General features: G+C 70.4%; 27 protein-coding genes and 3 tRNA genes. 7 read left to right on the top strand and 23 right to left on the bottom strand.

Features of this window, described 5'->3' with window-relative positions; all coding sequences use genetic code 11:
- Nucleotides 1–71: 71 nt before the first annotated feature.
- The 7 genes from ACFVYN_RS36780 to ACFVYN_RS36750 all read right to left on the bottom strand — a co-directional run bounded on the left by ACFVYN_RS36780 (nucleotide 72) and on the right by ACFVYN_RS36750 (nucleotide 3,775).
- A complete protein-coding gene (locus ACFVYN_RS36780; RefSeq protein ID WP_390006497.1) occupies nucleotides 72–1,526 on the bottom strand; it encodes an MFS transporter in 1,455 nt (484 codons plus the stop codon).
- An 87-nt stretch (nucleotides 1,527–1,613) separates the two neighbouring features.
- Nucleotides 1,614–2,183: a TetR/AcrR family transcriptional regulator gene (locus ACFVYN_RS36775; RefSeq protein WP_390006495.1), complete on the bottom strand. Its 570-nt coding sequence runs from the start codon at nucleotides 2,181–2,183 to the stop codon at nucleotides 1,614–1,616.
- A gap of 152 nt (nucleotides 2,184–2,335) precedes the next feature.
- Nucleotides 2,336–2,764: a MaoC family dehydratase gene (locus ACFVYN_RS36770; RefSeq protein WP_390006502.1), complete on the bottom strand. Its 429-nt coding sequence runs from the start codon at nucleotides 2,762–2,764 to the stop codon at nucleotides 2,336–2,338.
- A gap of 8 nt (nucleotides 2,765–2,772) precedes the next feature.
- A complete protein-coding gene (locus tag ACFVYN_RS36765) occupies nucleotides 2,773–3,225 on the bottom strand; it encodes a MaoC family dehydratase N-terminal domain-containing protein (protein ID WP_390006493.1) in 453 nt (150 codons plus the stop codon).
- A 102-nt stretch (nucleotides 3,226–3,327) separates the two neighbouring features.
- Nucleotides 3,328–3,492: a 50S ribosomal protein L33 gene (rpmG, locus tag ACFVYN_RS36760; RefSeq protein ID WP_003948671.1), complete on the bottom strand. Its 165-nt coding sequence runs from the start codon at nucleotides 3,490–3,492 to the stop codon at nucleotides 3,328–3,330.
- A 91-nt stretch (nucleotides 3,493–3,583) separates the two neighbouring features.
- Nucleotides 3,584–3,656 (bottom strand) — tRNA-Met (locus ACFVYN_RS36755).
- Between the two features lie 46 nt (nucleotides 3,657–3,702).
- Nucleotides 3,703–3,775, bottom strand: a tRNA-Thr gene (locus tag ACFVYN_RS36750).
- A 257-nt stretch (nucleotides 3,776–4,032) separates the two neighbouring features.
- Here ACFVYN_RS36750 and ACFVYN_RS36745 point away from each other — a divergent pair.
- Both ACFVYN_RS36745 and ACFVYN_RS36740 read left to right on the top strand, forming a co-directional pair.
- Nucleotides 4,033–5,313: an amidohydrolase family protein gene (locus ACFVYN_RS36745; RefSeq protein WP_390006491.1), complete on the top strand. Its 1,281-nt coding sequence runs from the start codon at nucleotides 4,033–4,035 to the stop codon at nucleotides 5,311–5,313.
- A 124-nt stretch (nucleotides 5,314–5,437) separates the two neighbouring features.
- Nucleotides 5,438–6,094 carry an SDR family oxidoreductase gene (locus ACFVYN_RS36740; protein WP_390006489.1) on the top strand — a complete coding sequence of 219 codons (657 nt, stop codon included), beginning with the start codon at nucleotides 5,438–5,440 and terminating at the stop codon, nucleotides 6,092–6,094.
- A gap of 109 nt (nucleotides 6,095–6,203) precedes the next feature.
- Here the strand turns inward: ACFVYN_RS36740 and ACFVYN_RS36735 are convergent, their stop codons facing one another.
- The gene (locus tag ACFVYN_RS36735; RefSeq protein ID WP_352390602.1) at nucleotides 6,204–6,416 is read right to left on the bottom strand and encodes a hypothetical protein; all 213 of its coding nucleotides are present in this window, start codon (nucleotides 6,414–6,416) and stop codon (nucleotides 6,204–6,206) included.
- 226 nt (nucleotides 6,417–6,642) lie between these two features.
- Here ACFVYN_RS36735 and ACFVYN_RS36730 point away from each other — a divergent pair, with 226 nt between their 5' ends.
- Nucleotides 6,643–7,182 carry a hypothetical protein gene (locus ACFVYN_RS36730; RefSeq protein WP_390006488.1) on the top strand — a complete coding sequence of 180 codons (540 nt, stop codon included), beginning with the start codon at nucleotides 6,643–6,645 and terminating at the stop codon, nucleotides 7,180–7,182.
- A gap of 109 nt (nucleotides 7,183–7,291) precedes the next feature.
- Here the strand turns inward: ACFVYN_RS36730 and ACFVYN_RS36725 are convergent.
- A tRNA-Tyr gene (locus tag ACFVYN_RS36725) sits at nucleotides 7,292–7,373 on the bottom strand.
- 234 nt (nucleotides 7,374–7,607) lie between these two features.
- Between ACFVYN_RS36725 and ACFVYN_RS36720 the strand changes: the two genes are divergently transcribed.
- Nucleotides 7,608–8,096 carry a YajQ family cyclic di-GMP-binding protein gene (locus ACFVYN_RS36720; protein ID WP_356097037.1) on the top strand — a complete coding sequence of 163 codons (489 nt, stop codon included), beginning with the start codon at nucleotides 7,608–7,610 and terminating at the stop codon, nucleotides 8,094–8,096.
- 81 nt (nucleotides 8,097–8,177) lie between these two features.
- Here ACFVYN_RS36720 and ACFVYN_RS36715 read toward each other — a convergent pair whose 3' ends face one another.
- Nucleotides 8,178–8,444: a GlsB/YeaQ/YmgE family stress response membrane protein gene (locus tag ACFVYN_RS36715; protein ID WP_390006486.1), complete on the bottom strand. Its 267-nt coding sequence runs from the start codon at nucleotides 8,442–8,444 to the stop codon at nucleotides 8,178–8,180.
- A 212-nt stretch (nucleotides 8,445–8,656) separates the two neighbouring features.
- Here ACFVYN_RS36715 and ACFVYN_RS36710 point away from each other — a divergent pair, with 212 nt between their 5' ends.
- Nucleotides 8,657–9,901 (top strand): APC family permease, encoded by a 1,245-nt coding sequence (locus tag ACFVYN_RS36710; RefSeq protein WP_390006484.1) that lies wholly within the window; start codon nucleotides 8,657–8,659, stop codon nucleotides 9,899–9,901.
- 26 nt (nucleotides 9,902–9,927) lie between these two features.
- Here the strand turns inward: ACFVYN_RS36710 and ACFVYN_RS36705 are convergent, their stop codons facing one another.
- The 13 genes from ACFVYN_RS36705 to ACFVYN_RS36645 form a co-directional block, all read right to left on the bottom strand.
- Nucleotides 9,928–10,497: an SMI1/KNR4 family protein gene (locus ACFVYN_RS36705; RefSeq protein WP_390006483.1), complete on the bottom strand. Its 570-nt coding sequence runs from the start codon at nucleotides 10,495–10,497 to the stop codon at nucleotides 9,928–9,930.
- 81 nt (nucleotides 10,498–10,578) lie between these two features.
- Nucleotides 10,579–10,971: a YccF domain-containing protein gene (locus ACFVYN_RS36700; protein ID WP_390006481.1), complete on the bottom strand. Its 393-nt coding sequence runs from the start codon at nucleotides 10,969–10,971 to the stop codon at nucleotides 10,579–10,581.
- The gene (gene htpX / locus ACFVYN_RS36695; protein ID WP_390006480.1) at nucleotides 10,968–11,831 is read right to left on the bottom strand and encodes a zinc metalloprotease HtpX; all 864 of its coding nucleotides are present in this window, start codon (nucleotides 11,829–11,831) and stop codon (nucleotides 10,968–10,970) included. Before htpX ends, ACFVYN_RS36700 begins: the two co-directional genes overlap by 4 nt.
- Before the next feature lie 205 nt (nucleotides 11,832–12,036).
- On the bottom strand, nucleotides 12,037–13,581 hold the full coding sequence (locus tag ACFVYN_RS36690; RefSeq protein ID WP_390006500.1) for an NADH-quinone oxidoreductase subunit N: 1,545 nt from the start codon (nucleotides 13,579–13,581) through the stop codon (nucleotides 12,037–12,039).
- A gap of 14 nt (nucleotides 13,582–13,595) precedes the next feature.
- On the bottom strand, nucleotides 13,596–15,170 hold the full coding sequence (locus tag ACFVYN_RS36685; RefSeq protein ID WP_390006479.1) for an NADH-quinone oxidoreductase subunit M: 1,575 nt from the start codon (nucleotides 15,168–15,170) through the stop codon (nucleotides 13,596–13,598).
- A gap of 6 nt (nucleotides 15,171–15,176) precedes the next feature.
- Nucleotides 15,177–17,171, bottom strand: a complete 1,995-nt coding sequence (locus tag ACFVYN_RS36680; protein ID WP_390006477.1) for an NADH-quinone oxidoreductase subunit L — start codon at nucleotides 17,169–17,171, stop codon at nucleotides 15,177–15,179.
- Entirely contained in the window at nucleotides 17,168–17,593 is a 426-nt protein-coding gene (gene nuoK / locus ACFVYN_RS36675; RefSeq protein ID WP_390006476.1) for an NADH-quinone oxidoreductase subunit NuoK, read from the bottom strand. The genes ACFVYN_RS36680 and nuoK overlap by 4 nt, the downstream gene beginning before the upstream one ends.
- Nucleotides 17,593–18,393: an NADH-quinone oxidoreductase subunit J gene (locus ACFVYN_RS36670; RefSeq protein WP_390006474.1), complete on the bottom strand. Its 801-nt coding sequence runs from the start codon at nucleotides 18,391–18,393 to the stop codon at nucleotides 17,593–17,595. The genes nuoK and ACFVYN_RS36670 overlap by 1 nt, the downstream gene beginning before the upstream one ends.
- Nucleotides 18,390–18,959 (bottom strand): NuoI/complex I 23 kDa subunit family protein, encoded by a 570-nt coding sequence (locus tag ACFVYN_RS36665; protein WP_390006472.1) that lies wholly within the window; start codon nucleotides 18,957–18,959, stop codon nucleotides 18,390–18,392. Before ACFVYN_RS36665 ends, ACFVYN_RS36670 begins: the two co-directional genes overlap by 4 nt.
- A 2-nt stretch (nucleotides 18,960–18,961) precedes the next feature.
- Nucleotides 18,962–19,930 (bottom strand): NADH-quinone oxidoreductase subunit H, encoded by a 969-nt coding sequence (locus ACFVYN_RS36660; protein ID WP_385988708.1) that lies wholly within the window; start codon nucleotides 19,928–19,930, stop codon nucleotides 18,962–18,964.
- Complete coding sequence (locus ACFVYN_RS36655; protein ID WP_390006469.1) at nucleotides 19,927–21,330, bottom strand: NADH-quinone oxidoreductase subunit C; 1,404 nt, start codon at nucleotides 21,328–21,330, stop codon at nucleotides 19,927–19,929. Before ACFVYN_RS36655 ends, ACFVYN_RS36660 begins: the two co-directional genes overlap by 4 nt.
- Nucleotides 21,327–22,088 (bottom strand): NADH-quinone oxidoreductase subunit B, encoded by a 762-nt coding sequence (locus ACFVYN_RS36650; RefSeq protein ID WP_390006468.1) that lies wholly within the window; start codon nucleotides 22,086–22,088, stop codon nucleotides 21,327–21,329. The genes ACFVYN_RS36655 and ACFVYN_RS36650 overlap by 4 nt, the downstream gene beginning before the upstream one ends.
- Nucleotides 22,079–22,501, bottom strand: a complete 423-nt coding sequence (locus tag ACFVYN_RS36645; protein WP_352390636.1) for an NADH-quinone oxidoreductase subunit A — start codon at nucleotides 22,499–22,501, stop codon at nucleotides 22,079–22,081. Before ACFVYN_RS36645 ends, ACFVYN_RS36650 begins: the two co-directional genes overlap by 10 nt.
- Nucleotides 22,502–22,722: 221 nt before the next feature.
- Between ACFVYN_RS36645 and ACFVYN_RS36640 the strand changes: the two genes are divergently transcribed.
- Together ACFVYN_RS36640 and ACFVYN_RS36635 are read left to right on the top strand one after the other, a co-directional pair.
- Nucleotides 22,723–23,946, top strand: coding sequence for a sensor histidine kinase (locus ACFVYN_RS36640; RefSeq protein WP_390006466.1), 1,224 nt, complete (start codon nucleotides 22,723–22,725; stop codon nucleotides 23,944–23,946).
- Nucleotides 23,947–24,058: 112 nt separating this feature from the next.
- Nucleotides 24,059–25,402 carry a sensor histidine kinase gene (locus ACFVYN_RS36635; RefSeq protein WP_390006465.1) on the top strand — a complete coding sequence of 448 codons (1,344 nt, stop codon included), beginning with the start codon at nucleotides 24,059–24,061 and terminating at the stop codon, nucleotides 25,400–25,402.
- The last annotated feature ends 143 nt before the right edge of the window (nucleotides 25,403–25,545 follow it).

Genomic DNA, 25,545 nt, shown 5'->3' with positions numbered 1-25,545 from the left:
CCGGCACCCCCTAGGCGCCCCGCCACGCCAAACGGTCCCGCCCTCCCGGACGGGACCGTCGACGCACGGTGTCAGCCGGCCACCAACTCACGCTCACGCTCATCCGCGGGAGCCTCCTGCACAGGCCCCCGCTTGCGCGAGGGAATCACCAGGGCCGCAACCCCGGCGAGCGCCACAACGGCCGCTCCAGTGACCAGTGCCGGTCGCAGGCCGTCGACGAAGGACTGGCCGCTCTCGTAGCCGCCCTGCGAGGAGAAGATCGACGCCATGACGGCGATACCCAGCGCCCCACCCACCTCACGCAGCGCGTTGTTGGCCCCGGACGCGATGCCCTGCTCCTTCGGCAGCACGCTCGACATGACCAGGTTGGAGGCGGGGGCGAAGAAGAGAGCCATGCCTATGCCGCTGAGGATGAGACCGGGAAGCTGCGCGCTGTAGGACGCGTCGACGGTGACCACCGATGACATGTACGCCAGACCCGCCGCCTGGAAGAAGAGACCCGTGGCCACGACCGGCCGGCCGCCGACGCGGTCGGAGAGGATCCCGGCGATCGGCGCGACGAGCATCGGCATGCCGGTCCAGGGCAGCATCCGCAGTCCCGCCTCGGTGGGCGAGTAGCCGAGCACACCCTGCATGTACTGGCTGAGCAGGAAGATCGAGCCGAACATCCCGAGGAACATCAGCAGGCTCGCCGCGTTGATGCCGGAGAAGGCCCGGGAGCGGAACAGCCGCATGGGGAGCATCGGGTTCTTGGCCCGCGTGCTGTAGAGGACGAACGCGGCGAGCAGCGCGGCTCCCGTGAACAGGGCCAGGAGGACCACGGAGTCGGTCCAGCCGTCGGACGGGCCGCGGACCAGGCCGTACACGATGCCGAAGAGACCGCCGCTGGCGAGCACGGTGCCGGGGATGTCGAGGCGCGCGCCGGTGCCGTGGGACTCGGCGAGGCGCAGGCGGGCGAGCGGCAGCAGGGCGACGCCGAGCGGGACGTTCAGCCAGAAGATCCACTGCCAGGAGATGTGTTCGGTGAGGCTGCCGCCGATCAGCGGTCCGGAGGCGACCGCGAGTCCGTTGACGGCGCCCCAGATGCCGTACGCCATCCCGCGCCTGGCCGCCGGGACGGCCGCCGTGAGGAGGGTGAGCGTGAGGGGCATCATGATCGCCGCTCCCACGCCCTGGACCGCGCGGGCCGCGATGAGGGAGTCGATGCCGGGGGCCAGGGCCGCGGCCGCTGACGCGCCGGTGAAGACCGTGAGGCCGACCAGGAAGAGGCGACGCCGGCCGAAGCGGTCGCCGAGCGCCGCGCCGGTCATGAGCAGGACGGCGAAGGTGAGCGTGTAGGCGCTGACGGTCCATTCGAGGTCGTGCAGGGCTCCGCCGAGGTCCTCGCGGATGGAGGGCAGGGCGGTGGTGACGACGAGGTTGTCGAGGGCCGCCATGAATCCGGCGACGCTGGTGATGACGAGGGCCCAGACGGCTCCCCCGCGACGTGCGGTGGGTGTGGTGACGGCTTGTGCTTGCTGTGACATCGCTCCCCCAGCGGGTGTGACCGGTGATTAGTTATCGATTACTAAGTTTCGCGATCATGAAGAGACGCCAATGACGCCCCGTGGTGTTCAGTGCCCCAGCCGACCCTTGACCTGCGGCGACGGGTACATACCCTCCCAGACCCGGTGCTCGGGCGGAAAACCCATCGCCACCAGGCAGTTGATGAGCATGCCGTACGCCAGGAAGCTCGTCGTCTCCTTGACGTCGGCGCCGAGCGGCCGCTGGACGGAATCCCACAGCCGCATCCAGCCGGCCCGCACCGCCTCGCCGAACTCGTGGTCGCCGTCCTGCTCGGCGGCCCCCACCGCGACGTACATCTGCATCTGCATCATCAGCCACTCGGGTCGCTCGGCGATTACCTTGGTGTACGCGTCCGCCATGGCGTGCTCCGCCTCTTCGCCCTCCAGACCCTCCGAGGCCTCCTCGAAGGTGCGGATGGTGTCCTCGACGCAGCGCTCCGCCGCAGCCAGGAAGATCGCCTTCTTTCCCGGGAAGAGCCGGAACAGGTACGGCTGTGAGACCCCGACCCGTTTGGCGATCTCCTCGGTCGACGTGCCGTGGTAGCCACCGCGGGCGAACTCGATCATCGCCGCGCGGACGACGCTCTCACGCCTCTCCTCTGCGCTCATCCTGACCATGCGGCTAAGTTAGTACTCAATCACTAACTTGGCAAGAGGAGGGTTCAAGGACGTAATGCGGGGTCTCACGACGCAGTAAGGAGCGCCCCGCCATGGAGAGCGCCCCTTACATCGACTGCCGCGCCGAGCCTCGCCGTTGGAGACCCCGGCCCTCAGGCCAGTCGTACGACCGCCCGCGACATCCCCAGCACCTTCTGTCCGGCGCTGGTCACCGTGAGGTCGACGCGGACCGTGTTGTCGTCGAGCTTGGCGGCCACCTTGGCGCCGACCTCGATCGTGGCGCCCTGGTCGTCGTTCGGGACGACGACAGGCTTGGTGAAGCGGACGCCGTACTCGAGGACCGCACCCGGGTCGCCGGTCCAGTCGGTCACCACGCGGATCGCCTCGGCCATGGTGAACATGCCGTGCGCGATGACGTCCGGCAGTCCGACCTCCTTGGCGAACTTCTCGTTCCAGTGGATCGGGTTGAAGTCCCCGGAGGCTCCCGCGTACTGGACGAGGGTGGCGCGCGTCACGGGAAAAGTCCGGGCCGGCAGCTCGGTGCCGACCTCGACGTCGTCGTATGCGATCTTCGCCGTCATGTTCTTTGTCACGCCTCCTCTGCCGCGCGCGCGACCAGCTTGGTCCAGGCGGTCACCACGTGTTCGCCCGCCTCGTCGTGGACCTCGCCGCGGATGTCCAGGATGTCGTTGCCGGCCATGGACCTGATCGCCTCGATGGTGGAGGTGACGGTCAGACGGTCACCGGCGCGCACGGGGCGGACGTAGGCGAACTTCTGGTCGCCGTGCACCACGCGGCTGTAGTCCAGGCCGAGCTGCGGGTCCTGCACGACCTGCCCCGCGGCCCTGAAGGTGATCGAGAACACGAAGGTCGGCGGGGCGACGACGTCGGGGTGGCCGAGCGCCTTGGCGGCCTCCGGGTCCGTGTACGCGGGGTTGGTGTCCCCCACCGCCTCGGCGAACTCGCGGATCTTCTCCCGGCCCACCTCGTAGGGGGCGGTGGGCGGATAGGTCCGCCCCACGAAGGACTGGTCGAGCGCCATGGGCTCGGCACCTCCTGCTTGCTCTACTGTCCGGTATCGGGTCCCTCAACGACGTGAGGCCGCCCCCGATCTCTCGGGGACGGCCTCACGTACGAGCCTGATTTATCGCGTCTCGCGGTGCGCGGTGTGCGCGTTGCAACGCGGGCAGTGCTTCTTCATCTCCAGTCGGTCCGGGTTGTTACGCCGGTTCTTCTTGGTGATGTAGTTCCGCTCCTTGCACTCCACGCAGGCCAGCGTGATCTTCGGGCGGACGTCGGTGGCAGCCACGTGAGTGCTCCTTGACGAACGGATGGGACAGGATGATACGCATAGAAGAGTAGCCGATCGAAGGACCGACCCCGCAATCGGCTACTGTCAGTAGCGGTGACCGGACTTGAACCGGTGACACAGCGATTATGAGCCGCTTGCTCTACCGACTGAGCTACACCGCTGTGATGCGATCGGTTCCCGCCTCGCGGCGGGAACCTCTCACACCAGAGCCCCAATACGGAATCGAACCGTAGACCTTCTCCTTACCATGGAGACGCTCTACCGACTGAGCTATTGGGGCGAGCGATGAAGACATTACACGCTCCGCCGCCGTTCGCCCAAATCCGTTTCGCGCCGCCCTGGGCGCCTTGATCCACGGGGTTCCCGAAGCCCTCAACAGCCCCTCCCGCACGGCGGACCACACCGGTACGACTATTGCGCTCCTCCCCGTCACGGGCGCGCCGCCACCCTAGGCTCGACTCACTCTGCGTGATCTTGCGTCCCCTTGCGCGGTTCCGGCGGCTCCGGGCTTGCGCAGCCCCGAGCCCCTGGAGCGCGATGCCCGACAGCCAGCCGCAGCCGCCCCACTCCTCGTCCTCGTCCGGTACCTCGTCCTCGTCCGGTGCCGCGTCGTCGGGCCGCTCCGAGGCGGCCGGTCTCCTGCTGTCCGGGGCACGGCTCACCGACGGCAGGACCGTGGACGTACGGCTGGGCGGCGGGCGCATCGAGGCGGTCGGTACGGCCGGGAGTCTGGCCGGCGGCGGCACGCGCGCGTGCGGTGCGCGCGTGGATCTCAACGGCTACCTGCTCCTCCCGGCCCCGGCAGAGCCGCACGCCCACGCCGACACCGCCCTGTCGGCCGACGCCGACGGGCCTCTCGCCTACGACCCGCACGACGTCCAGCGCCGGGCCACGGAGGCGGCTCTGCTGCAGCTCGGGCACGGGGCGACCGCGCTGCGGGCACACGTACGCGTGGGTGACGTCCAGGGGCTGGGCGCGCTGTCCGCCGTACTCCAGGCGCGGCGGTCACTGCGCGGGCTCACCGAGCTGACGGCCGTGGCGATGCCCAGGGTGCTGACCGGGGTGGCGGGGGCGGAGGGGCTCGCCATGTTGCGGGACGCGCTGAAGATGGGCGCCTCGGTGGTGGGCGGCTGTCCGGATCTCGACCCCGATCCGACCGGCTACGCGGAAGCGGTCCTGGAGGTCGCTTCGGAGCACGGCTGCCCCGTCGACCTGCACACCGACGCCACCGACCCGGCCCGGCTCGCCCGCCTCGCCGCCATGGCCGGGGGGCTGCGGCCCGGCGTGACCCTCGGCCCCTGTGCCGGCCTCGACCGGCTTCCCGCGGAGGTGGTCTCCCGCACCGCCGACCAGCTCGCGGCGGCGGGCGTCGCCGTGGTGTGCCTGCCGCAGGGCGGCTGCGCGGGCGTGGACCGCCGGGGCACGGCTCCGGTACGGCTGCTGCGCGCGGCCGGGGTCCCGGTGGCCGCCGGCAGCGGCGCGCTGCGGGATGCCTGCAACCCGGTGGGCCGCGGGGATCCGCTGGAGGCCGCGTACCTGCTCGCCTCCCGGTACGGGCTGCGGCCGGAGGACGCCTACGACGCGGTGAGTGTGTCGGCGCGAGCCGTGCTCGGATTGCCCGAGGTCCGCGTGGAGGCGGGTTTCCCGGCCGAGCTGCTCGCGGTACGCGGCGACCGCCTGGCCGGCGCGCTCTCCCTGGCGTACAGCCGGATCGTGGTGCACCGGGGGCGCGTGGTGGCACGGACGAGCGCGGTGCGCGAGTACTGCAACTCGGCGGCGACCGCGGAGTTGGGGCTGCCTCGGCAGGGGCGGGGGTAGGTGGCGGTGTCGGGGGCGCCGGCGGTGTTCTGGTGCGGGGTGTGTGCCCCTTGTGCGCCCCGCAGCCCCACCCGACACTCCCCCGACCCGGCGTTCGCGGATGTTCCGGCGTACGGTCGAAGGCATGCGCATTGTCATCGCTGGTGGTCATGGTCAGATCGCGCTGCGGCTGGAGCGGTTGCTCGCCGCGCGCGGGGACGAGGTCGCGGGGATCATCCGCCGCCCGGAACAGGGCGACGACCTGCGGGACGTCGGTGCCGAACCGGTCCTGCTGGACCTGGAGTCGGCCTCGGTCGAGGACGTCGCGGCGGCTCTGCGGGGCGCGGACGCGGCGGTCTTCGCGGCGGGCGCGGGCCCCGGCAGCGGCGCGTCCCGCAAGGACACCGTGGACAAGGACGCCGCGGTGCTGTTCGCGGACGCGGCGGTCCGGGCCGGCGTACGACGCTACGTGATCGTGTCCTCCATGGGCGCGGATCCGCGGCACGAGGGCGACGAGATCTTCGACGTGTACCTGCGCGCCAAGGGCGAGGCAGACGCCTATGTGAGCGGCCTGGACGCCCTGGACTGGACGATTCTGCGTCCCGGCGCGCTCACGGACGACGCCGGCAAGGGTCTCGTCCGCCTGGAGGCGCACACCGGCCGCGGCCCGATCCCGCGCGACGACGTGGCCGCCGTACTGGCCGAGTTGCTGGACACGCCCGCGACGGCAGGGCTGACGCTGGAGCTGGTGAGCGGTTCCACGCCGGTGTCGGTGGCGGTGAAGTCGGTGGCGGGCAACTGAGGGTGCCCGCGGGTACAGGTTCGGGTTCGGGTTCGCGGACGACGGGCTGATGGCGCGGACGGGCGTGCGGTACGGGGCGTAGGCTCCCGGCGCCCGGCGCGTCGGAACATCAGAACAGGGGCAGCTGGCCGGATACGACGGGGACCGCGTACCCGTCCAACGACGGCTGGGCCGCTCCGAGTTCCGCCTGTCGGCGGGAACCCGGGCACGAGACGAGCTGGCCCCTCTCGCGCGCGCCGGGCGGGTCGTGCCGGGCGAAGCGGCCGGCGACGACGGCGATCTCGCGACGGCATTCGGGGCAGAGCCTGCGACGACTGGACATGCAGTCAGTGTGCCCCCGGGCGGGAGGGGTTTGTGCGTCTGGAGCGGGCGGTTGGGTCGATCGGGGCTGTGGGGGGACGGAGTGGGTCGGGTTGGTGCGGGCCGGTGGAGGGCTGGCTGTCGTTGTGACCCTCCCCGGTTGTGACCCGCCCACCGTCAATAGGGGCCTACCGAAGGGGTATTCGGAAACGACAGCGGTTTCCGCCAATTCCGAGGAGGTACCTGCCATGCGCTCCTTCAAGCGCTGGCTCGACCGCAGTCTGGCCGCACAGGCGGTTCTGATCTTCCTTCTGGGTGTGGGTGCCAGCGCCTTGTTCCGCCGGGGCGACCATCCGGTGTTCTGGGTGGTTCAAGCTGCCTTCTACGCAGCCATCACCATCGGGTTCGTGGCCGTACAGCGTCGCCGGGCAAGCCGCGCGGCAGGGACCGATCCACGCGGCCTCGTCGAGCTCGGTCGCAGGATCCGCCGTCGTGAGGTGCCGAGCGAGCCCGGTGAACGGGAGTCGATGCGACGGCTGGTCGACGACCAGTTGGGCGTGCTGGAACGCAAGGGCCGGTGGCTGCCGTACTGGCTGGGCTTCATGGGCCTGATCGCGGCCGCCCTGCTCGCCCTCGGGGTGGCCACCGGATCACTGGTCTTCCCCGTCGTCTTCGCGGTCTGCGTGATCGGCTTCTGCTGCTGGATCGTCTGGATGCGACGTCTCACCCTGGACCGCTACCACTACATGCGCACAGCACTGCGGGAGGAACACGCACGCGTGTCCTGACTCCGCGCACCAACGGTGAGGCACACCATTCGGCGCCGGAACACCCAAACAGGAAGAGACCCCCTCCGCTCTGCGTTTCCGCAGTTCGGAGGGGGTCTCTTTCTCAGCGTGGCGGCGCCAGGGTTCGAACCTGGGTAGGCTGAGCCGGCAGATTTACAGTCTGCTCCCTTTGGCCGCTCGGGCACACCGCCGGGGTTGCTGCCCTTCGAACCGTCTTTCGGCGGTGCTCCGTGGCAACGACGTAAACAATACCCGATGCCGAGGGGTGCTTCGCCACCCGATTGATCTGCGCCCGGGGGCCATGGGGTGACTAGGCTTGGGCGGATGCGGCCCGGGTTCACATGGGCTCGGCGCCCGCCCCCACGTACGCCGATACGCATCCGTACACACGCCGACACGCACCCCGATACAAGGAGCCACAGGACATGGCCGACTCCAGTTTCGACATCGTCTCGAAGGTCGAGCGGCAGGAGGTCGACAACGCCCTCAACCAGGCCGCCAAGGAGATCTCCCAGCGCTACGACTTCAAGGGCGTGGGTGCCTCGATCTCGTGGTCCGGTGACAAGATCCTCATGGAGGCCAACTCCGAGGACCGGGTCAACGCCGTCCTCGACGTCTTCCAGTCCAAGCTGATCAAGCGTGGGATCTCGCTGAAGGCGCTCGACGCGGGCGAGCCGCAGCTCTCCGGCAAGGAGTACAAGATCTTCGCGACGATCGAGGAGGGCATCTCCCAGGACAACGCGAAGAAGGTCGCGAAGATCATCCGCGACGAGGGCCCCAAGGGCGTGAAGGCCCAGGTCCAGGGCGACGAACTGCGGGTCAGCTCGAAGAGCCGTGACGACCTGCAGTCCGTCATCGCCCTGTTGAAGGGCAAGGACTTCGACTTCGCGATCCAGTTCGTGAACTACCGGTGAGCCGCTGACTCACCGATCCACGAGGGGGGGTGGGCACCTGGCCGGTGCCCACCCTTCTCGCCTGCTGGCTGCGGTTCGGGGTCAGTCGCGCGAGTTGCCGAACAGGAGACGGTAGGCGATCAGGAGCACGAGGGAGCCGCCGATCGCCGCGGCCCAGGTGGGCCCGTCGTAGAAGCTCTTGGTGACCGGGTGGTCCAGCCAACGGGCCGATATCCAGCCGCCGATGAACGCGCCCGCGACGCCGATGAGGGTCGTCCCGATCAAGCCACCCGGGTCCCGGCCCGGCAGCAGGAACTTGGCGATGGCTCCGGCCAACAACCCCAGGATGATCCAGCCGACGATGCTCATGCCCTGAACCTGCCTTTCCGTCCTGTGCCCGCACTGTCCGGGGACTGTGATCTACGTTCCGGCAGACCGGGTGGGTGCTCGTGCGCATGGGTCGCACCTCGTATGTGTGCGGCTTGCACGCGGTGTTCGTGGCGCGGGTGTTCGTGTGGCGTTGTCGGAGAGGACGGCAGCGCCGCATTCTGCGGTTGCATGCGGTCAGTAGGGTGCGGCTCATGACGCATTCCGGTGCCGAACTGCGGCGCACCTTGGGAGTGGGGGACGCCGTCGTCATCGGGCTCGGCTCGATGATCGGGGCGGGGGTCTTCGCCGCCCTCGGGCCAGCGGCACGTGCGGCCGGATCGGGGCTGCTGATCGGACTCGGGGTCGCCGCCGTGGTGGCCTACTGCAACGCCACGTCGTCGGCGCGGCTGGCCGCCCTGTATCCGGCCTCGGGCGGCACCTATGTGTACGGGCGGGAGCGGCTCGGACCGTTCTGGGGCTATCTCGCGGGCTGGTCGTTCGTGGTCGGGAAGACGGCCTCCTGTGCGGCGATGGCGCTGACGGTGGGTGCGTACGTCTGGCCGGGGCAGGCCCATGCCGTGGCTGTCGCGGCCGTGGTGGCGCTGACCGCGGTGAACTACGGCGGGATCCAGAGGTCAGCCTGGCTGACCCGGACGATCGTGGCGGTGGTCCTCGCTGTCCTCGCTTCCGTGGTGGTCGTGTGTCTGGGGTCCGGGGCCTCCCGGACCGGGCAACTGGATGCCGGCGTGTCCGGCGGTGTCGGCGGGGTACTGCAGGCGGCCGGTCTGCTCTTCTTCGCGTTCGCGGGGTACGCGCGTATCGCGACCCTCGGTGAGGAGGTACGGGACCCGGCGCGCACCATCCCCCGCGCTATCCCCGTGGCCCTGGGCATCACGCTGGTGGTGTACGCGGGTGTGGCGGTGGCTGTCCTTTCCGTGCTGGGGGCCGATGCTCTGGGCCGTGCGGACGCGCCGCTGGCCGAGGCGGTGCGGGCGGCCGGGGTGCCGGGGCTCGTGCCGGTGGTGCGGGTGGGTGCCGCCGTGGCCGCGCTCGGCTCGCTGCTCGCTCTGATTCTGGGCGTCTCACGGACGACGCTGGCGATGGCCAGGGACCGGCATCTGCCGGGCGCGCTGTCCGCCGTGCATCCCCGTTTCCAGGTGCCGCACCGGGCGGAGCTGGCCGTGGGTGCGGTGGTCGCGGTCCTCGCCGCCACGGTGGACGTACGGGGCGCGATCGGTTTCTCCTCCTTCGGTGTGCTCGCGTACTACGCGGTGGCCAACGCGTCCGCCTGGACGCTCGGTTCGGCTCCGGCGGTCCGGGCGGTGCCGGTGGTAGGACTGCTCGGGTGTGTGGTGCTGGCGTTCGCGCTTCCCGGGGTTTCCGTGGTCGCGGGTGCGGGGGTGCTGGCGGTCGGGGTGCTGGCGTACGGCGTACGGCTGTGGTGGGCGGCACGGTAGGTGAGCGGCGGGTGCCCCTGGGATCGTCAGGTCGCGTGGGCCTGCGGTGCCGTGCGTATCCGGAACTCCGCCCACGGAGTCATCTCCAGCTCCTCGTTCATCTCCTCGTACCAGCCCGTGCCGTCGACCCAGGCTTGCAGCCAGTCCGTGAGGGCGGGGGCGTCCACGAACCAGGAGTGGTCGTGGTCGCCGGCGTTCGGCTCGAAGAGGAGGACGGTGGCTTCCGGGCTGTGGCAGTCCACGCACGCGTACATCGCACAGCCCCAGTGGGATATCGGCAGGACGCCCTCGGGCCACGGCCAGTCGGGGTCCTTGTGGCCGCTCTTGCGGTTGGCCAGGTATTGCACGACGGCTGCGGGCTCGCCCGCCGGGGAGCCGTCGAGCAGGGGCAACAGGCCGTACTCCGGGCCGAATCCGCCGTCTCCTACCCGCAGGTAGAGGTCGGCGAGCAGCGGGGGCAGGCGGAAACCCAACGCGGCCTCGGCACGGGCCAGGGTGGTCGGGTCCACCGGCTCGGGGAGGGAAGCCCAGCCCCACGGACGGGTGTTGCGGGCCTTGTCCGCCACCCGTGCCAGCAACTGCTCGCTCTCGGTCATGCATTCATGATGCAGGGCGGCACTGACAGCCGGGCAGGCCTGTGGACAACCTCCGGGTTGTGGAAAACCCTGGCCCGTCCGTCAGCGGGTGGCGAACGGCTCGTCCGTCGGGACAATTTCGCGGCCCAGTGGGAACAGGGACACGGGGATCAGCTTGAAGTTGGCGATGCCGAACGGGATGCCGATGATCGTGAGGCACAGGACGAGGCCCGTCGCGATGTGGCCCAGGGCCAGCCACCAGCCGGCGAGGACCAGCCACAGGACGTTGCCGACGCAGGAGGGCGCGCCCGCGTCGCGGCGCTCGATCGTGGTGTACCCGAAGGGCCACAGGGCGTAGACGCCGATGCGGAAGGCGGCGATGCCGAACGGGACGCCGATGACGGTGATGCAGAGCAGCGCGCCTGCGGCCAGGTAGGCGAGGAAGAGCCAGAAGCCGCTCAGGACGAGCCAGATGACGTTCAGGATGGTTTTCACTGGGGGCGACCTGCCATTTTCTCGAGCCGGGCGATGCGTTCCGCCATCGGCGGGTGCGTCGAGAAGACCTTGGACAGTCCCTGGCCGGGGCGGAACGGGTTGGCGATCATCATGTGGCTCGCGGTCTCGATGCGCGGCTCGGGGGGCAATGGCAGCTGTTTGGTGCCTATGTCGAGCTTGCGCAGGGCACTGGCGAGTGCGAGGGGGTCGCCGGTGAGTTGGGCGCCGGACGTGTCCGCCTCGTACTCCCTGGAGCGGCTGATGGCCATCTGGATGAGGCTGGCCGCCAGCGGTCCGAGGATCATGATCATCAGCATGCCGAGGAGGCCGGGACCGTCATCGTCGTCGGAGCGGCCGATCGGGATCAGCCAGGCGAAGTTGACCAGGAACATGATCACGGAGGCGAGGGCACCGGCGACCGACGAGATCAGGATGTCGCGGTTGTAGACATGGCTGAGCTCGTGGCCGATGACACCGCGCAGTTCGCGCTCGTCCAGGATGCGCAGGATGCCGTCGGTGCAGCACACGGCGGCGTTGCGCGGGTTGCGGCCGGTCGCGAAGGCGTTGGGTGCCTCGGTCGGAGAGATGTACAGGCGCGGCATGGGCTGACGGGCCTGGGTGGAGAGCTCGCGGACCATGCGGTACAGGGCCGGTGCCTCGAACTCGCTCACCGGGCGGGCACGCATCGCGCGTAGAGCCAGCTTGTCGCTGTTCCAGTACGCGTACGCGTTGGTGCCCAGCGCGATCAGGACGGCCACGACCAACCCCATGCGGCCGAAGAAGCTGCCGATGACGATGATGAGTGCGGACAGTCCCCCGAGGAGGACTGCGGTCCTGAGCCCGTTGTGCCGGCGGTGCACGGTACGCCCTCCAAGTGGTGCAGCAGGGGAACCCTTTGCTTGCTGGTCTCCGATGTCTTCCGATGCCACCGGTCCGTGGCGTCACGTCCAGTGGACCTTCCCGTCTTGCTCAACGCCAGGCGGAGGCCACTAGTTCCCTTGTGTGCGCGCAGGCCCAGGTGAGCCGTCCGGGTGATGGTCCTGGGCTCGGGTCCTGAAGCGCCGTTCAGAAGAGGCCGGTGTCGGCGAAGCGCAGCACCAGTTGGGGCGCGCCCGAGAGGACGACGCCGAGGACGCCGGTCAGGGCGAGCGCGGCGGTGAGGGGGGCGGGGACACGGTGCGCGGTGGGTTCGCCCTCTGGTGCCCGGAACAGCAGGGTCGTCCACTGGAGGTAGTAGAACAGCGCGATCACGACGTTGACGGCCATGACCACGGCGAGCCAGCCGAGGCCCGCGTCCACGGCCGCCGAGAAGACGGTGACCTTGGCGAACAGGCCGATGATGCCGGGCGGCAGCCCTGCCAGGCAGAGGAGGAAGAAGGCCAGCAGGAGGGCTGCAAGGGGGTTGGTCGCGTAGAGGCCGCGGTAGTCGGTGATGCGGTTCGCGGCCCTGGTGCGGCCCACGAGAGCGGCCACCGCGAAGGCGCCGAGGTTCACGGCGGCGTACATGAGGGCGTAGGCGACGGTGGAGCCTACGGACCGCTCGGCGTCGTCGGAGTACGCGGCGGCGGCGATGGGGACGAGGAGGTAGCCGGCCTGGCCGACGGAGGACCAGGCGAGCAGCCGTACGGCGCTGTACGCGCGCGTGGCCTGCTGTCGGAGGGCGCCGACGTTGCCGACGGTCATGGTGAGGGCGGCCAGCGCGGCGAGCGCCGGGCCCCAGACGTCGGCGTACGACGGCAGGGCGACGACGGTGACGAGGATCAGGCCGGAGAAGCCGACCGCCTTGCCGACGACCGACAAGTAGGCGGCGATCGGGAGGGGCGCGCCTACGTAGGTGTCGGGCACCCAGAAGTGGAAGGGCACGGCGGCGGTCTTGAAGGCGAAGCCGACGAGGGTGAGGACGACGCCGGTCTGGGCGAGGGTGTGGAGTTGTCCGTCGACGTGCTGGATGCGGTCGGCGACCTGGGTGAGGTAGAGGGTGCCAGTGGAGGCGTACACGAAGCTGATGCCCATGAGGCTGACCGCGGTGGCGGTGACCGAGGACAGGAAGAACTTCAGGGCAGCTTCGGAGGACTTTCTGTCGCCGTGCCGGATGCCGACGAGGGCGAAGGCGGGCAGGGAGGCGACTTCCAGGGCGACGATCAGGGTCGCCAGGTCGCGGGAGGCCGGCAGGAGGGCGGCGCCGGCGGCTGAGGAGAGCAGCAGGAACCAGTACTCCCCTTCGGGGAGTCTCTTGTCGGCGTCCTTGAGGGTGGTGACCGACAGGAGGGCGGCCAGGAGGGCGCCGCCGAGGACGAGGAACTGGAGGACGAGCGTGAAGCGGTCGGCCGTGTAGCTGCAGATGTCGGGGTCGCCGGTCAGGCAGAAGGTGCTGCGGTCGCCGTCCAGGAGGGGCAGCAGGAGGAGCGCGGAGACGGCCAGGCCTGTGACCGAGACCCACCCGAGCAGGGCCTTCCTCTGTTCACCGACGAACAGGTCGGCGACGAGGACGACGAGTCCGACGACCGCCGCAAGGGTGGGCGGCGCGATCGCGAGCCAGTCGACGGACTGGACGAGGTTCGCGGCCGTCGCGGTCAGCGGCTCGGCGGAGGATGCCAATGGCTGGGCCATGGCGGCCGGGGTGCTCATCGGTTGCCTCCTGCGAGGAGCTGCTGGACGGCCGGGTCGGTGAGGCCGAGGAGTGCCTTCGGCCACAGGCCCGCCAGGACGGTGAGGGCGACGAGTGGCGTCCAGGCCGCGAACTCGTAGGTGTGGACGTCGGCGAGCTGGGGGGCGTCCTGGGGTGCCGCGCCCATGCAGACGCGGCGGACCACGACGAGCATGTACGCGGCCGTCAGGAGGGTGCCGAACGCGCCGATCGCCATGAAGGTGAGGAAGGCGGGGCGGCTGAGGTCGTCGGCGGGCTTGAAGGCGCCGAAGAGGGCCAGCATCTCGCCCCAGAATCCGGCGAGGCCGGGCAAGCCGAGGGAGGCGACCGCGCCGAAGGCCAGCAGGCCGCCGAGGCGTGGGGCCTTGCCGTACAGGGCGGCGCCGGTCTCCTCGGCCAGGGTGTCGAGGTCGGTGGTGCCGGTGCGGTCCTTCAGGGCGCCGACCAGGAAGAAGAGCAGGCCGGTGATGAGGCCGTGGGCGATGTTGGCGAACAGGGCGCCGTTCACGCCGGTCGGGGTCATGGTGGCGATGCCGAGCAGGACGAAGCCCATGTGGCCGACGGAGGAGTAGGCGATGAGGCGTTTGAGATCGCCCTTGGCGCCCCGCTTGGCGAGGGCCAGGCAGGCGAGGGATCCGTAGATGATCCCGACCACGGCGAAGGCGGCGAGGTAGGGCGCGAAGTCGCGGAAACCGTCGGGCGCGATCGGCAGCAGAATCCGGACGAACCCGTACGTACCCATTTTCAGCAGGACGCCGGCCAGCAGGACGGACCCGACGGTCGGCGCGGCGGTGTGGGCGTCGGGCAGCCAGCTGTGCAGCGGCCACATCGGGGTCTTGACCGCGAGCCCGATCCCGATCGCCAGAACGGCGATGACCTGCACGGATGCGGTCAGCGACCGGCCGTTGTCAGTGGCGAGTGCCACCATGTCGAATGTGCCCGCCTTGATCCCGATCAGGAGCAGGCCGAGCAGCATGACGACCGAGCCGAGCAGTGTGTAGAGGATGAAGCGCCAGGCGGCGGCCTGGCGGTCCGCGCCGCCCCAGCGGGCGATGAGGAAGTACATCGGGATGAGCACCGTCTCGAACGCGAGGAAGAACAGCAGCAGATCGAGGACGGCGAAGGTCGCGAGGGTGCCGGACTCCAGGACGAGCAGCAAGGCGACGAAGGCCTTCGGGGACGGCCCCGACGGCATCTTGAAGTAGGAGTAGAGCGCGCAGAGGAAGGTCAGCAGCGCGGTCAGGACCAGAAGGGGGAGGGAAATGCCGTCGATGCCGAGGTGGATGCGCACGTCGAGTGCGGGGATCCAGCTGATGTCGGTCGTGGCCTGCATCTTCGACGGATGGTCGTGGTCGAAGCCGAGCGCGAGGACGATCGCGGCGATGAGGATCACGCCGGTGACGGTCACGCCGTGCCGTAGTACGGCCTGGTCGGGTGACTTCCCCTTCAGTCCGGGCGGGGCAGGTAGTACGGCCGTGACGGCACCGAGGAGCGGGCCGGCCACGACGAACGCCAGAAGGAACTGCATCACGGACTCGTTGATATCGATCACGCCTGCTCACGCTCCCGTGGCGACGAGGACGACGGCGACCGCGAGGACGACGGTGCCGGCGAGCAGCGCGCTCACATAGGTCTGCAGATTGCCGGTCTGGGCCCGTCGTACGGCGGTGCCGAGCCAGCGGGGCAGCGTTCCCGCGCCGCGCACGTAGGTCTCGACGACCTCGCGGTCCAGGAACCGGACGAGGTCGGCTGCGGCTTGGACCGGGTGGACGAAGAGGGCCGTGTACAGGGCGTCCAGGTGGAAGCCGGCGGCCGCGTGGCGGTGCAGCGGGCCGAGCAGCAGCCGTCCGGGGTCCGCGGGGTCCGGCGCTTGGGCCACGTCTCCGTAGGCGGGCTCGTGGGTGGCGATGGCCTCGGCCTCGACCAGTCCGGCGTCGCCCTCGGGGTGGGCGGCGACCGCACCCAGCGGGACGCGGGCCGCGATCGCGCTGGTGTGCCGCCAGGCCCCGTAGGTGACGATGCCGCCGACCAGGGCCGCGCCCGTGCCGACGACGGACGTGGTGAGGGTCGGGGTGAGGTCGCGGCCGTCGAACCAGTCGGGCAGCGCACGGTAGGCGAACGCACCCAGGGCGAGGGAGGGGGCCGCGAGGACCCACAGGACCACGTTCATCGTCAGCGGCTGACGGCCGTGGTCGGGGGCCTCGGTGCCCTGCCCGTGGAAGGCCAGCAGCCACAGGCGGGTCGCGTAGGCGGCGGTGAGTACGGCTGTGAGGAGACCGGCGACCAGGGTGATCCAGCCCGCGGCGCCGGGTGCGTGCTCGGTGTGGCCGGTGGCGACGTGCTCGGCGGCGCCGAGGACGGACTCCTTGGAGAAGAAGCCGCTGAAGGGCGGGATCGCGGCGAGCGCGAGGAGCGCCACGGTCATCGTCCAGAAGGCGTCGGGAATGCGGGCACGCAGGTCCTTCATGCGGGACATGGCGGCCAGTGAGTTGGTGCCGGCGGCGTGGATGATCACGCCTGCCGCGAGGAAGAGCAGCGCCTTGAAGGCGCCGTGGGACAGGAGGTGGAAGACGGCGGCACCGCGGTCGCCGACGGCGAGGGCACCGGTCATGTAGCCGAGCTGGCCGATCGTCGAGTAGGCGAGGACACGCTTGATGTCGTCCTGGGCGAGTGCGGCGAGACCGGAGCCGAGCATCGTGACGGCGGCCATGACGGCGAGGACCACCATCGCGGCCCGGGAGGCCTCGAAGACCGGGAGGAGACGGGCGATGAAGTAGACACCGGCGGCGACCATCGTCGCGGCGTGGATCAGCGCGGAGACGGGCGTGGGGCCGGCCATGGCGTCGGGAAGCCAGGTGTGCAGCGGGAACTGCGCCGACTTGCCGGCCACGCCCGCGAGGAGGAGCAGGGCGATCAGGGTCGGATGGTCGAGTCCGCCGTGACCGACGGCGTCGAGGACCTTGGTGATCCGGAAGGAGCCGGCGTCGGTGGCCAGGGCGAACAGGCCGATCAGGAAGGGGACGTCACCGAGTTTCGTCACCAGGAAGGCTTTGAGGGAGGCGGCGCGGGCCTCCGGGGTCTCCCAGTAGTGGCCGACCAGGAAGTACGAGCAGATACCCATGATCTCCCAGCCGACCAGCAGCACGATCAGGTCGCCGGAGTAGACGACGAGCAGCATCGCGGAGGTGAAGAGGGAGATGAGAGCGGCGTACGAGGGGTAGCGCGGGTCGTCGCGCAGATAGCCCGTCGAGTAGATCTGCACGCAGCTGGCGACGAGGCCGACCAGGACGGCGACGAGCGCGGCGAAGCCGTCGATGTGCAGGGCGAGTCCGATCGGGACCGAACCGGTCGGGGTGAGTTCGGTGGCGGCGTTCACCGCCTGGTCGCCGCCCTGGCGTACGGCGACCACCGCGGCGAGCGCGAGGGCGGCCAGGGGAGGCAGGACGGCGAGCGGGCGGACGAAGCCGGGGGCCGTGCGGCCGAGGAGCAGGCCGGCCGCGGCGCCCAGGAAGGGGAGGACGGGGACGAGGACGGCGAGGGTGGTCGTGGTCACGCGGTGGCCTCAGCCTTCCCGGTCCGCCCGGATCGTGCGGCCTGCTCGGCCGGGCGGGCTTCGCTGTCGGAGTCGTCGCGGTCGTCGGGATCGTCGGGGTCGTGGCCCTCGGCCGTGTCGCGGAGTTTGTCGATGTCGGCGGTGCCGCGATTGCGGTGGACGGCGAGGACGATCGCGAGGCCGATGCCGATCTCGGCGGCGGCGATGGTGATGGTGAACAGGGTGAGGGCCTGGCCGGAGTGCAGGGTCTCCTCGGTGGCCTTGCTGAGCCAGACGTCGAAGGCGACCAGGTTCAGGTTGACGGCGTTGAGCATCAGCTCGACCGACATCAGGATGAGGATCGCGTTGCGGCGGGCCAGGACGCCGTAGAGGCCTGTGCAGAAGAGGAGGGCGGAGAGTACGGCGGGATAGGCGAGGTGCATCAGCGGGCGCCTTCCTGTTCGGCCGTCTCGGCACCCTTGGCCGACTCAGCTCCCTTGGCCGACTCGGCATCCTTGGCCGTCTCGGCTCCCTTGACCGTCTCGGAGCCTGTGGCCGTCTCGGACCCCTTGGCCGTCTCGGACCTCTTGGCCGACGCAGTTCCCGAGATCGGGTCGTTTCGCCCGATCAGGTGATTACGGGAATCCGGGACGGATGGGGAACTACCGTTCCGGGCTCGGGAGTTCACAGGGGGAGAGCTCGACTCCGCCTTCGCCTTGCGGGACAGGACGATCGCGCCGACCAGTGCCGCGAGGAGAAGGACGGAGAGGGCCTCGAAGGGGAGAACCCAGTTCTGGAAGAGGCTCGCGCCGGTGGCCTCGGTGGAGCCGGCGGCGGCCCCGTCCAGATCGATCCAGGTGGCGCGGAAGGCATCGACGACCACCCAGACCAGAGCGGCCGCTGCGGCGACGGCCACGACGAGGGCAGCCCATCGGTTGCCGGAGTCGGCGTCCGGAGAACGGCCGATGGGAGCCCTGGTGAGCATCAGACCGAACAGAAGGAGGACGACTACGGAACCCACATAGACGAGGACCTGCACCCAGGCGATGAACTCGGCGGTGAGCAGGAGGTACTCGACGGCGAGGCCGCCGAGGGCCACCACCAGCCACAGGGCGGCGTGCACCAGCTGCTTGGTGGTGACGGTGACGATCGCGGCGCCGAAGGTGACCAGGCCGACGAGGAGGAAGGCGATCTCGACACCGGTCGGGGAGAGGAAGCCGTGCGCCTCCTGAGCGAAGGTCACGACTCTTCCCCCTGGGGATCGGCCGGCGCGGTCGGCTCGGCCTGGGCCGCCGCCAGCTTCTCGGCGGTCTTGCGGGCGGCGACGATCTCCTTCGGTTCCTCGGCGGCGGGGTCGAGGGCCGGTGGGGCCGGGACGGTCCACATCCACTCGCGGAGCTTGTCCCGCTCGTGGGTGAGGTCGCGGATGTCGGTCTCGGCGTACTCGAACTCCGGGGACCAGAACAGCGCGTCGAAAGGACACACCTCGATGCAGATACCGCAGTACATGCAGAGGGCGAAGTCGATGGCGAAGCGGTCGAGGACGTTGCGGCTGCGTTCCCGGCCACCGGGTGTCGCCGCCGGAACCGTCTCCTTGTGGGAGTCGATGTAGATGCACCAGTCGGGGCACTCACGGGCGCAGAGCATGCAGACCGTGCAGTTCTCCTCGAACAGGCCGATCACCCCGCGGGTACGGGGCGGGAGGTCGGGTTGGGCGTCGGGGTACTGCTCGGTGACGGTCTTCTTCGTCATCGTGCGCAGGGTGACGGCCAGGCCCTTGGCCAGACCGGAACCAGGAATGGGGGCCATGGTTACTGGATCACCACCTTGACGATGCCGGTGAGGGCGATCTGGGCGAGGGAGAGGGGGACGAGGAGGGTCCAGGAGAGTTTCTGGAGCTGGTCCTCGCGCAGGCGGGGGTAGGTCACGCGGAGCCAGATGACGACGAAGGCGAGCACGGCTGCCTTGAGGAGCGTCCAGACCCAGCCGAGACCGTCGGCGCCCCAGGGGCCGTGCCAGCCGCCCAGGAAGAGGACGGTGGTCAGACCGCACAGGACGACGATTCCGGCGTACTCGGCGAGGAGGAACAGGGCGAAACGCAGGCCGGTGTACTCGGTGTACGCGCCGAAGATGATCTCCGAGTCGGCGACCGGCATGTCGAAAGGAGGGCGCTGGAGTTCGGCGAGGCCGGCGATGAAGAACACGATCGCGCCGACGATCTGCCAGGGCAGCCACCACCACTCGAAGGCGTCGAGGATGCCGGGGAGGGAGACGGTTCCGGCCGCCATCGCCACCGAGGCGGCGGTGAGGAGCATCGGGAGTTCGTAGGCGAGGAGCTGTGCGGCGGTGCGCAGGCCGCCGAGGAGGGAGAACTTGTTGGCGGAGGCCCAGCCGGCCATGAGCGAGCCGAGGACACCCACGCCCATCACGGCGAGCACGAAGAACACGCCGGCGTCGACGACCTCGCCGACGGCGCCCTCGCCGGGGCCGATCGGGATGGCGAGGAGGACGAGGAGGTAGGGCAGGAGGGCGACAGCGGGGGCGAGTTGGAAGACACGGCGGTCCGCGCCCGCGGGTACGACGTCCTCCTTCTGGGCGAACTTCACTCCGTCCGCGACGAGTTGGGCCCAGCCGTGGAAGCCGCCGGCATACATCGGGCCCAGGCGGCCCTGCATGTGGGCCATCACCTTGTGCTCGGTCTGACCGATGATCAGGGGGAAGGTGAGGAAGACGACGAAGACGATCAGGAGTCGCAGAGCGACGTCGAGAGCGTCGTTCACTGCGGGCCTCCTGCGGGCTTGTCGGGGGTGGGAGTTCCGGGGGCGGGGGGCTTGTCCGGGGTCGGATTCTCGGAGGCCGGGGTCCCCTCGGGGGCCTTGGGCTCTTCTGGTGCTCTGACCTCTTCGGGGACCGTGGACTCCTGGGAGGCCGGCTCTCCGGAAGCAGGCTCTTCCGAAGCAGGCGGCTCCTCCCGGACCTCGGGTTCAGAGGCCGTGGGTTCTTCCGAGGCCGCGGGGCCTCCAGAGGCCAAGGTTCCCGAAGTTGGTTCCCCGGTGCTCTCGGGTGTGGGAGACCGCTCCTGTTCCGGGTTGTCGAAGGCCGGGCGGGCGTGGTGCCAGGGTGCGTCCGGGCTGCGAGGAGCCGTGGGGGGCTTCGGCGGCGCGGGGTTCGTGCTCGCCTCGTCGGCCGACGGCTCGGAGCCGGTCGCGGTGGCCCTCTGGCTCGCCGAACCGTCCGAAACGGTACGTGCCCGACGAGGTCCGCTCGGGGCACCGCCCGCCGCGGCTCCCGGAGGCTGAGGTGCGGGCTCTTCTGACGCCGAAGGGTCCGACTCGGTTGCGGGCACATCCCTCGCCGGAGCCTCCGACACCGGTACGGAGGCGTCAGGCGCCGGGGCCTCAGATACGGGTACGGACGCATCAGGCGCCAGGCTCTCCGACACGGTTGCGGGTGATCCCGGTACCGGGGCATCCGCCGGCCTCGACGCCCCAGCTCCCTGACTCGCCGACCCCTCCCCAGCCGAACGCGCCCGACGTACCGGACGGTCGCCCGTCGGGCGCGGTGGCCGTTCTCCCGGTGTGCGGGCCGGACCGCGGGAGGGGGCCGGGGGGAGTTGGCCCTTCAGGGGGCCCCATTCGTTGGGGTCGGGGACTCCTGGGGGGAGCATCTGGCGGCGTTTGGGGCCGCCGTGTTCGGACTCGCCCGGTTCCTTCGCGCCGGGCCAGGCCTTGGCGACGCGGGCGGCCAGGACGAAGTCCTTGCGCAGGGGGTGGCCCTCGAAGGTCTCCGGCAGCAGGAGGTGGGCGAGGGAGGGATGGCCCTCGAAGGTGACGCCGAACATTTCGTGGGTCTCGCGCTCGTGCCAGGCGGCGCCCGCGTAGATGTCGACGGCGGTGGGCAGCACCGGCGTGTCGTGGGAGACGGTGGTGCGCAGGAGCAGGCGTCGTACCGGGGAGAGGGCCGCCACGTGGGCGGCCACGCGGAAGCCGGTGCCGGGTTCGTCGACGGCGCTGAGCCAGTCGAAGTAGGTGCAGCCCAGTTCGTCGCGGGCGGCGCGCAGGGCGGTGAGCCAGGTCGCGGGCGGGACGTCGACCGTCAGGACCTCGTAGGACTCCTCGGCGGTGGCCTCGGGGCCGAAGAGTTCCTCGGCGGGGGCGGGGAGCCAGCCGACGGCGGTCACTGCATGTCCTCCTCGTCCGGAGCCGACGCCGACGCCGACGCCGCAGCCGACGCCGACGCCGATGCCGGCGGCTTGACCAGCCCGCTCTGCAGCGCGGCCGTCGACGGGCGTGCCGCGGACGTCCCGGACGTCCCGTATCCGTACCGCTCCCCCAGCGACTCCCTCGCGATCTTCTCCTGGAGCTTCAGGATTCCCTGGAGCAGCGCCTCGGGGCGGGGCGGGCAGCCGGGGACGTACACGTCGACGGGGATGATCTGGTCGACGCCCTTGGTGACCGAGTAGGAGTCCCAGTACGGGCCCCCGCAGTTGCTGCACGCGCCGAAGGAGATGACGTACTTCGGCTCCGGCATCTGTTCGTACAGGCGTTTCACCGCGGGTGCCATCTTGTCCGTGACCGTGCCGGAGACGACCATCAGGTCGGCCTGGCGGGGGCCCGGGGCGAAGGGGATGACGCCGAGGCGGATGAAGTCGTGGCGGGCCATGGACGCGGCGATGAACTCGATGGCGCAGCAGGCGAGGCCGAAGTTGAAGACCCAGAGGGAGTAGCGGCGGCCCCAGTTGAGGATCACCTTCATCGGCTCGGGGGCGAGGCGGGCGAGGGCGCCCAGCCGTTGCGGCTCCGGAAGCAGCACGGGCTCCGGAGGCAGCACAGGTTCCGGAAGCAGCACGGGCTCCGTGGCGGCGGGGCCGGCCGCAGAGCTCGCGGAGGAGTCGGCGGCGGAGTTCAAGGGGGACTCGGCGGCGGGGTTCACGTCCATGCCAGGACACCCTTCTTGTACGCGTACAGCAGGCCCACGGCGAGGAAGCCGAGGAAGACGAACATCTCGACGAGGGTCGTCGCGCCGTAGCCGGGGGCCGCGAAGACGGTGGCCCACGGGAACAGGAAGATCGAGTCGACGGCGAAGATGACGTAGAGGAAGGCGTAGACGTAGTAGCGGACCTGGGTGTGGGCCCAGCCCTCGCCGACGGGGTCCACTCCGCACTCGTACGTCAGGAGCTTCTCGGGGGTGGGGACCACGGGTCGCAGCAGCCGTCCGGCGCCGAAGGCGACCGCGACGAACAGCACGCCGACGACGGCGAGCAGTCCGACGACCGAGTACGACTGGAAGTAGTCCGCCGCGACGACGGTCGGATCGACGACGGTTGCATCGACGACGGTCGGTTCCGGCACGTCCGCCCCTCACTCCCTGTGAGCACGCTGAACACAGTGGTCACGCTCGACACCACTGTTCGACGATCTGTACGCACGGGAGTCTAGGCCCTGATAAAGGGACGGTAAGCAGCCCGTCACCCAAGGAAAGCCATCGGAAGGGCGGGGGTGGGGTTTTCCCCAGCACGGCGCGGCGGTCCGCCTCATGGCGTGCGGCCCTCTCGCGCGGCACGCTAGCCCATATGACCGAACGCCACTCCTCAGCGAGCCGTGCCGTGATCACCGGCAGAGACGGCGGATCCGACGACGGCCGGCCGCCGCCGGCCCGATTCGCCTACGACGCGCACACCTGGAAGGAGATCGCCCATCTGCTGGCGAATCTCCCGGTGTCGATCCTCGGCTTCGCCTATGTCGTGACGGTGCTGTTCACCGGCTTCTGGCTGACCGTCACGGTGATCGGATTGCCGTTGCTCGCGGCGGGTCTGCTGGGCGCGCGGCAGCTGGGCAAGCTGGAACGGGCGCGGGCCCGGGCGCTGCTCGGGGTGCGGGTGGACGAGCCGAGCCGCCTGCCCTGGCGCACCAGGAACGGTGGCAACGGCTTCTTCGCCCAGCTGTGGATGGGGGTGAAGGATCCCGTGGGCTGGCGGACGGTGCTGTACGACTTCATCCGGCTGCCCTGGGGTGTGCTCACCTTCACCGTCACGCTGACCTCGTTGTTCGTGCTGTGGCCGGTACTGCCGTTCATCGCGCGGGGCCTCGCCAACGTCGACCGGGCGATGGTGCGCGGGCTGCTGTCGCCCTCCGACGAGCTGGAACGCCGTATCGCCGAACTGGAGTCGGACCGGGGGGTCGTGGTGGACGTGGCCGCGTCCGACCTGCGCCGCATCGAGCGGGATCTGCACGACGGGGCGCAGGCCCGGCTCGTCAACCTGGCGATGGGGCTCGGCCTCGCGAAGGAGAAGCTTCTGGAGGACCCGGAGTACGCGCAGGCGATGGTCGCGGAGGCGCATGGCGAGGTGAAGCTGGCGCTCCAGGAGCTGCGGGATCTGGCGCGGGGCATCCATCCCGCCGTACTGACCGACCGCGGACTCGATGCCGCCCTCTCGTCGGTCGCCTCACGCTGCACGGTGCCGGTGAAGGTGACCGCCGGCCTCGACGCGCGGCCCGTCCAGGCGATCGAGGGGATCGCCTACTTCACCGTCTCCGAGTTGCTCCAGAACGTCAGCAAGCACAGCGGGGCGCGGTCGGCGTCGGTCGACGTGTGGCGGTCGCAGGACCGGCTGCTGATCCAGGTGTGGGACGACGGCCGCGGCGGAGCCCGGCTCGACGGCGGCACCGGGATGCGCGGGCTAGCGGAGCGCCTCGATGCGGTCGACGGGCTGTTCGTCATCGACTCGCCGCCGGGCGGGCCGACGGTCGTCACGGCGGAGCTGCCGTGGCGGGACCGGGCCGCGGACAAGAGGTAGGGAAAACCCCCCTTCCAAGACGCCGACGGCCTCCATGGTCCGTCGACCTGCGGCCCAGCAGGGTGGAGGTACGACACGACAGGCGCGGGACGAGAGAAGAAGGACGACGTCGATGGCCACGGACTACGGGTACGACAGTGGGCTCGGGTTCCCCGGGACGGGACGGCGGCACCGGGTGCCGGCCGGGCTGCGGGCGCCGTTCGAGGGGCGGACCTGGCGGGAGTTCGGCTATGTGCTGCTGAGCCTGCCGATCAGCATCGTGATGTTCACGTACGCCGTCACGATGATCTCGCTCGGCGCGGGTCTGCTCGTGACCTTCCTCGGGATTCCGGTCTTCGCGGCCGGGCTCGCCGGGTGCCGCGGGCTCGGGGCGCTTGAGCGGGCGCGGGCGCGGGGGCTGCTGGGTCTGGAGGTCGGCGATCCGGAGCCGCTGAGGATGCGGAAGTCCGGGTTCATGGCGTGGATGGGGGCGGTGCTCAAGAGCGGGACGTCGTGGCGGACGCTGCTGTACTCCGTGCTGCACCTGCCCTGGGCGGTTTTCTCCTTCGTCGTCGCGGTGAACTTCTGGGTCTACGGCTTGGCGCTGCTGACGTATCCGCTGTGGTTCTGGGTCTTCCCGGCGTACGTCGGTCAGGACGGGCTCCAGCTCTACGGCGACCAGACCCACCACATCTATCTGAACAACCCGTTCGAGATCGGCGTGACCGCGCTGGTGGGACTGTTGTTCACGCTGGCCACGCCGTGGATCGTGCGGGCGCTGACGACGGTGGACCGGGTGATGGTGCACGGGCTGCTGGGGCCGACCCGGCTGTCGGCGCGGGTGGTGGAGCTGGAGTCGGACCGGGGGGTCGTGGTGGACACGGCTGCGGCGGATCTGCGGCGCATCGAGCGGGATCTGCACGACGGGGCGCAGGCCCGGCTGGTGGCGCTGGCGATGGATCTGGGGCTGGCGAAGGAGAAGCTCACGGAGGATCCGCAGGCCGCGGCGCGGATGGTGGACGAGGCGCACGGTGAGGTGAAGACGGCGCTTCAGGAGCTGCGGGATCTGGCGCGGGGGATTCATCCGGCGGTGCTGACCGACCGGGGGCTGGACGCCGCGCTGTCCTCGGTGGCGTCCCGGTGCACGGTGCCGGTGCAGGTGGAGGTGGATCTGCCCTCGCGGCCGGCGCCGGCGATCGAGGGGATCGCGTACTTCACGGTGTCCGAGCTGTTGCAGAACATCAGCAAGCACTCCCGGGCGACGTTCGCCGCGGTGGATGTGTGGCGGGTGGAGGACCGGCTGCTGCTGCAGGTCGTGGACAACGGCGTGGGCGGGGCCGATGTGTCCTCCGGGTCCGGGCTCGCGGGCCTCGCGGAACGGTTGGACGCGGTCGACGGGATCCTGGTGGTGGACTCACCGGCCGGGGGGCCCACCCGGGTGACGGCGGAGCTGCCCTGGCGGAGCGAGCGGGTGTGACGGGTTGTTGTCGGTGAGGGGGCGGCGGGGGGGGGTTTGTCCCCCCCCCCCCCCCCCCCCAAACCCCCCACGGGGGGGACCCCCCGCCCGCCCCCCGGGGGGGCGGGCCCCGCCCGCCCCCCGAGCCCCCCCACGCCGCGTGG

Source organism: Streptomyces sp. NPDC058307 (assembly GCF_042880295.1).
Classification (GTDB): domain Bacteria; phylum Actinomycetota; class Actinomycetes; order Streptomycetales; family Streptomycetaceae; genus Streptomyces.
This window is presented reverse-complemented; position numbering and strand designations above follow the sequence as displayed.

Excerpts from the sequence above, each read along its gene's own strand:
- ACFVYN_RS36735 (WP_352390602.1), bottom strand. The coding sequence starts at position 6,416 with ATGTCCAGTCGTCGCAGGCTCTGCCCCGAATGCCGTCGCGAGATCGCC.
- ACFVYN_RS36775 (WP_390006495.1), bottom strand. The coding sequence starts at position 2,183 with ATGGTCAGGATGAGCGCAGAGGAGAGGCGTGAGAGCGTCGTCCGCGCG.
- nuoK (WP_390006476.1), bottom strand. The coding sequence starts at position 17,593 with ATGCACCTCGCCTATCCCGCCGTACTCTCCGCCCTCCTCTTCTGCACA.
- ACFVYN_RS36730 (WP_390006488.1), top strand. The coding sequence starts at position 6,643 with ATGCGCTCCTTCAAGCGCTGGCTCGACCGCAGTCTGGCCGCACAGGCG.
- ACFVYN_RS36770 (WP_390006502.1), bottom strand. The coding sequence starts at position 2,764 with ATGACGGCGAAGATCGCATACGACGACGTCGAGGTCGGCACCGAGCTG.
- ACFVYN_RS36745 (WP_390006491.1), top strand. The coding sequence starts at position 4,033 with ATGCCCGACAGCCAGCCGCAGCCGCCCCACTCCTCGTCCTCGTCCGGT.
- ACFVYN_RS36640 (WP_390006466.1), top strand. The coding sequence starts at position 22,723 with ATGACCGAACGCCACTCCTCAGCGAGCCGTGCCGTGATCACCGGCAGA.
- ACFVYN_RS36705 (WP_390006483.1), bottom strand. The coding sequence starts at position 10,497 with ATGACCGAGAGCGAGCAGTTGCTGGCACGGGTGGCGGACAAGGCCCGC.
- ACFVYN_RS36765 (WP_390006493.1), bottom strand. The coding sequence starts at position 3,225 with ATGGCGCTCGACCAGTCCTTCGTGGGGCGGACCTATCCGCCCACCGCC.
- ACFVYN_RS36780 (WP_390006497.1), bottom strand. The coding sequence starts at position 1,526 with ATGTCACAGCAAGCACAAGCCGTCACCACACCCACCGCACGTCGCGGG.
- ACFVYN_RS36690 (WP_390006500.1), bottom strand. The coding sequence starts at position 13,581 with ATGGCCCAGCCATTGGCATCCTCCGCCGAGCCGCTGACCGCGACGGCC.
- ACFVYN_RS36650 (WP_390006468.1), bottom strand. The coding sequence starts at position 22,088 with ATGGACGTGAACCCCGCCGCCGAGTCCCCCTTGAACTCCGCCGCCGAC.
- ACFVYN_RS36665 (WP_390006472.1), bottom strand. The coding sequence starts at position 18,959 with ATGGCCCCCATTCCTGGTTCCGGTCTGGCCAAGGGCCTGGCCGTCACC.
- ACFVYN_RS36710 (WP_390006484.1), top strand. The coding sequence starts at position 8,657 with ATGACGCATTCCGGTGCCGAACTGCGGCGCACCTTGGGAGTGGGGGAC.
- ACFVYN_RS36720 (WP_356097037.1), top strand. The coding sequence starts at position 7,608 with ATGGCCGACTCCAGTTTCGACATCGTCTCGAAGGTCGAGCGGCAGGAG.
- ACFVYN_RS36635 (WP_390006465.1), top strand. The coding sequence starts at position 24,059 with ATGGCCACGGACTACGGGTACGACAGTGGGCTCGGGTTCCCCGGGACG.
- ACFVYN_RS36715 (WP_390006486.1), bottom strand. The coding sequence starts at position 8,444 with ATGAGCATCGTCGGCTGGATCATCCTGGGGTTGTTGGCCGGAGCCATC.
- ACFVYN_RS36740 (WP_390006489.1), top strand. The coding sequence starts at position 5,438 with ATGCGCATTGTCATCGCTGGTGGTCATGGTCAGATCGCGCTGCGGCTG.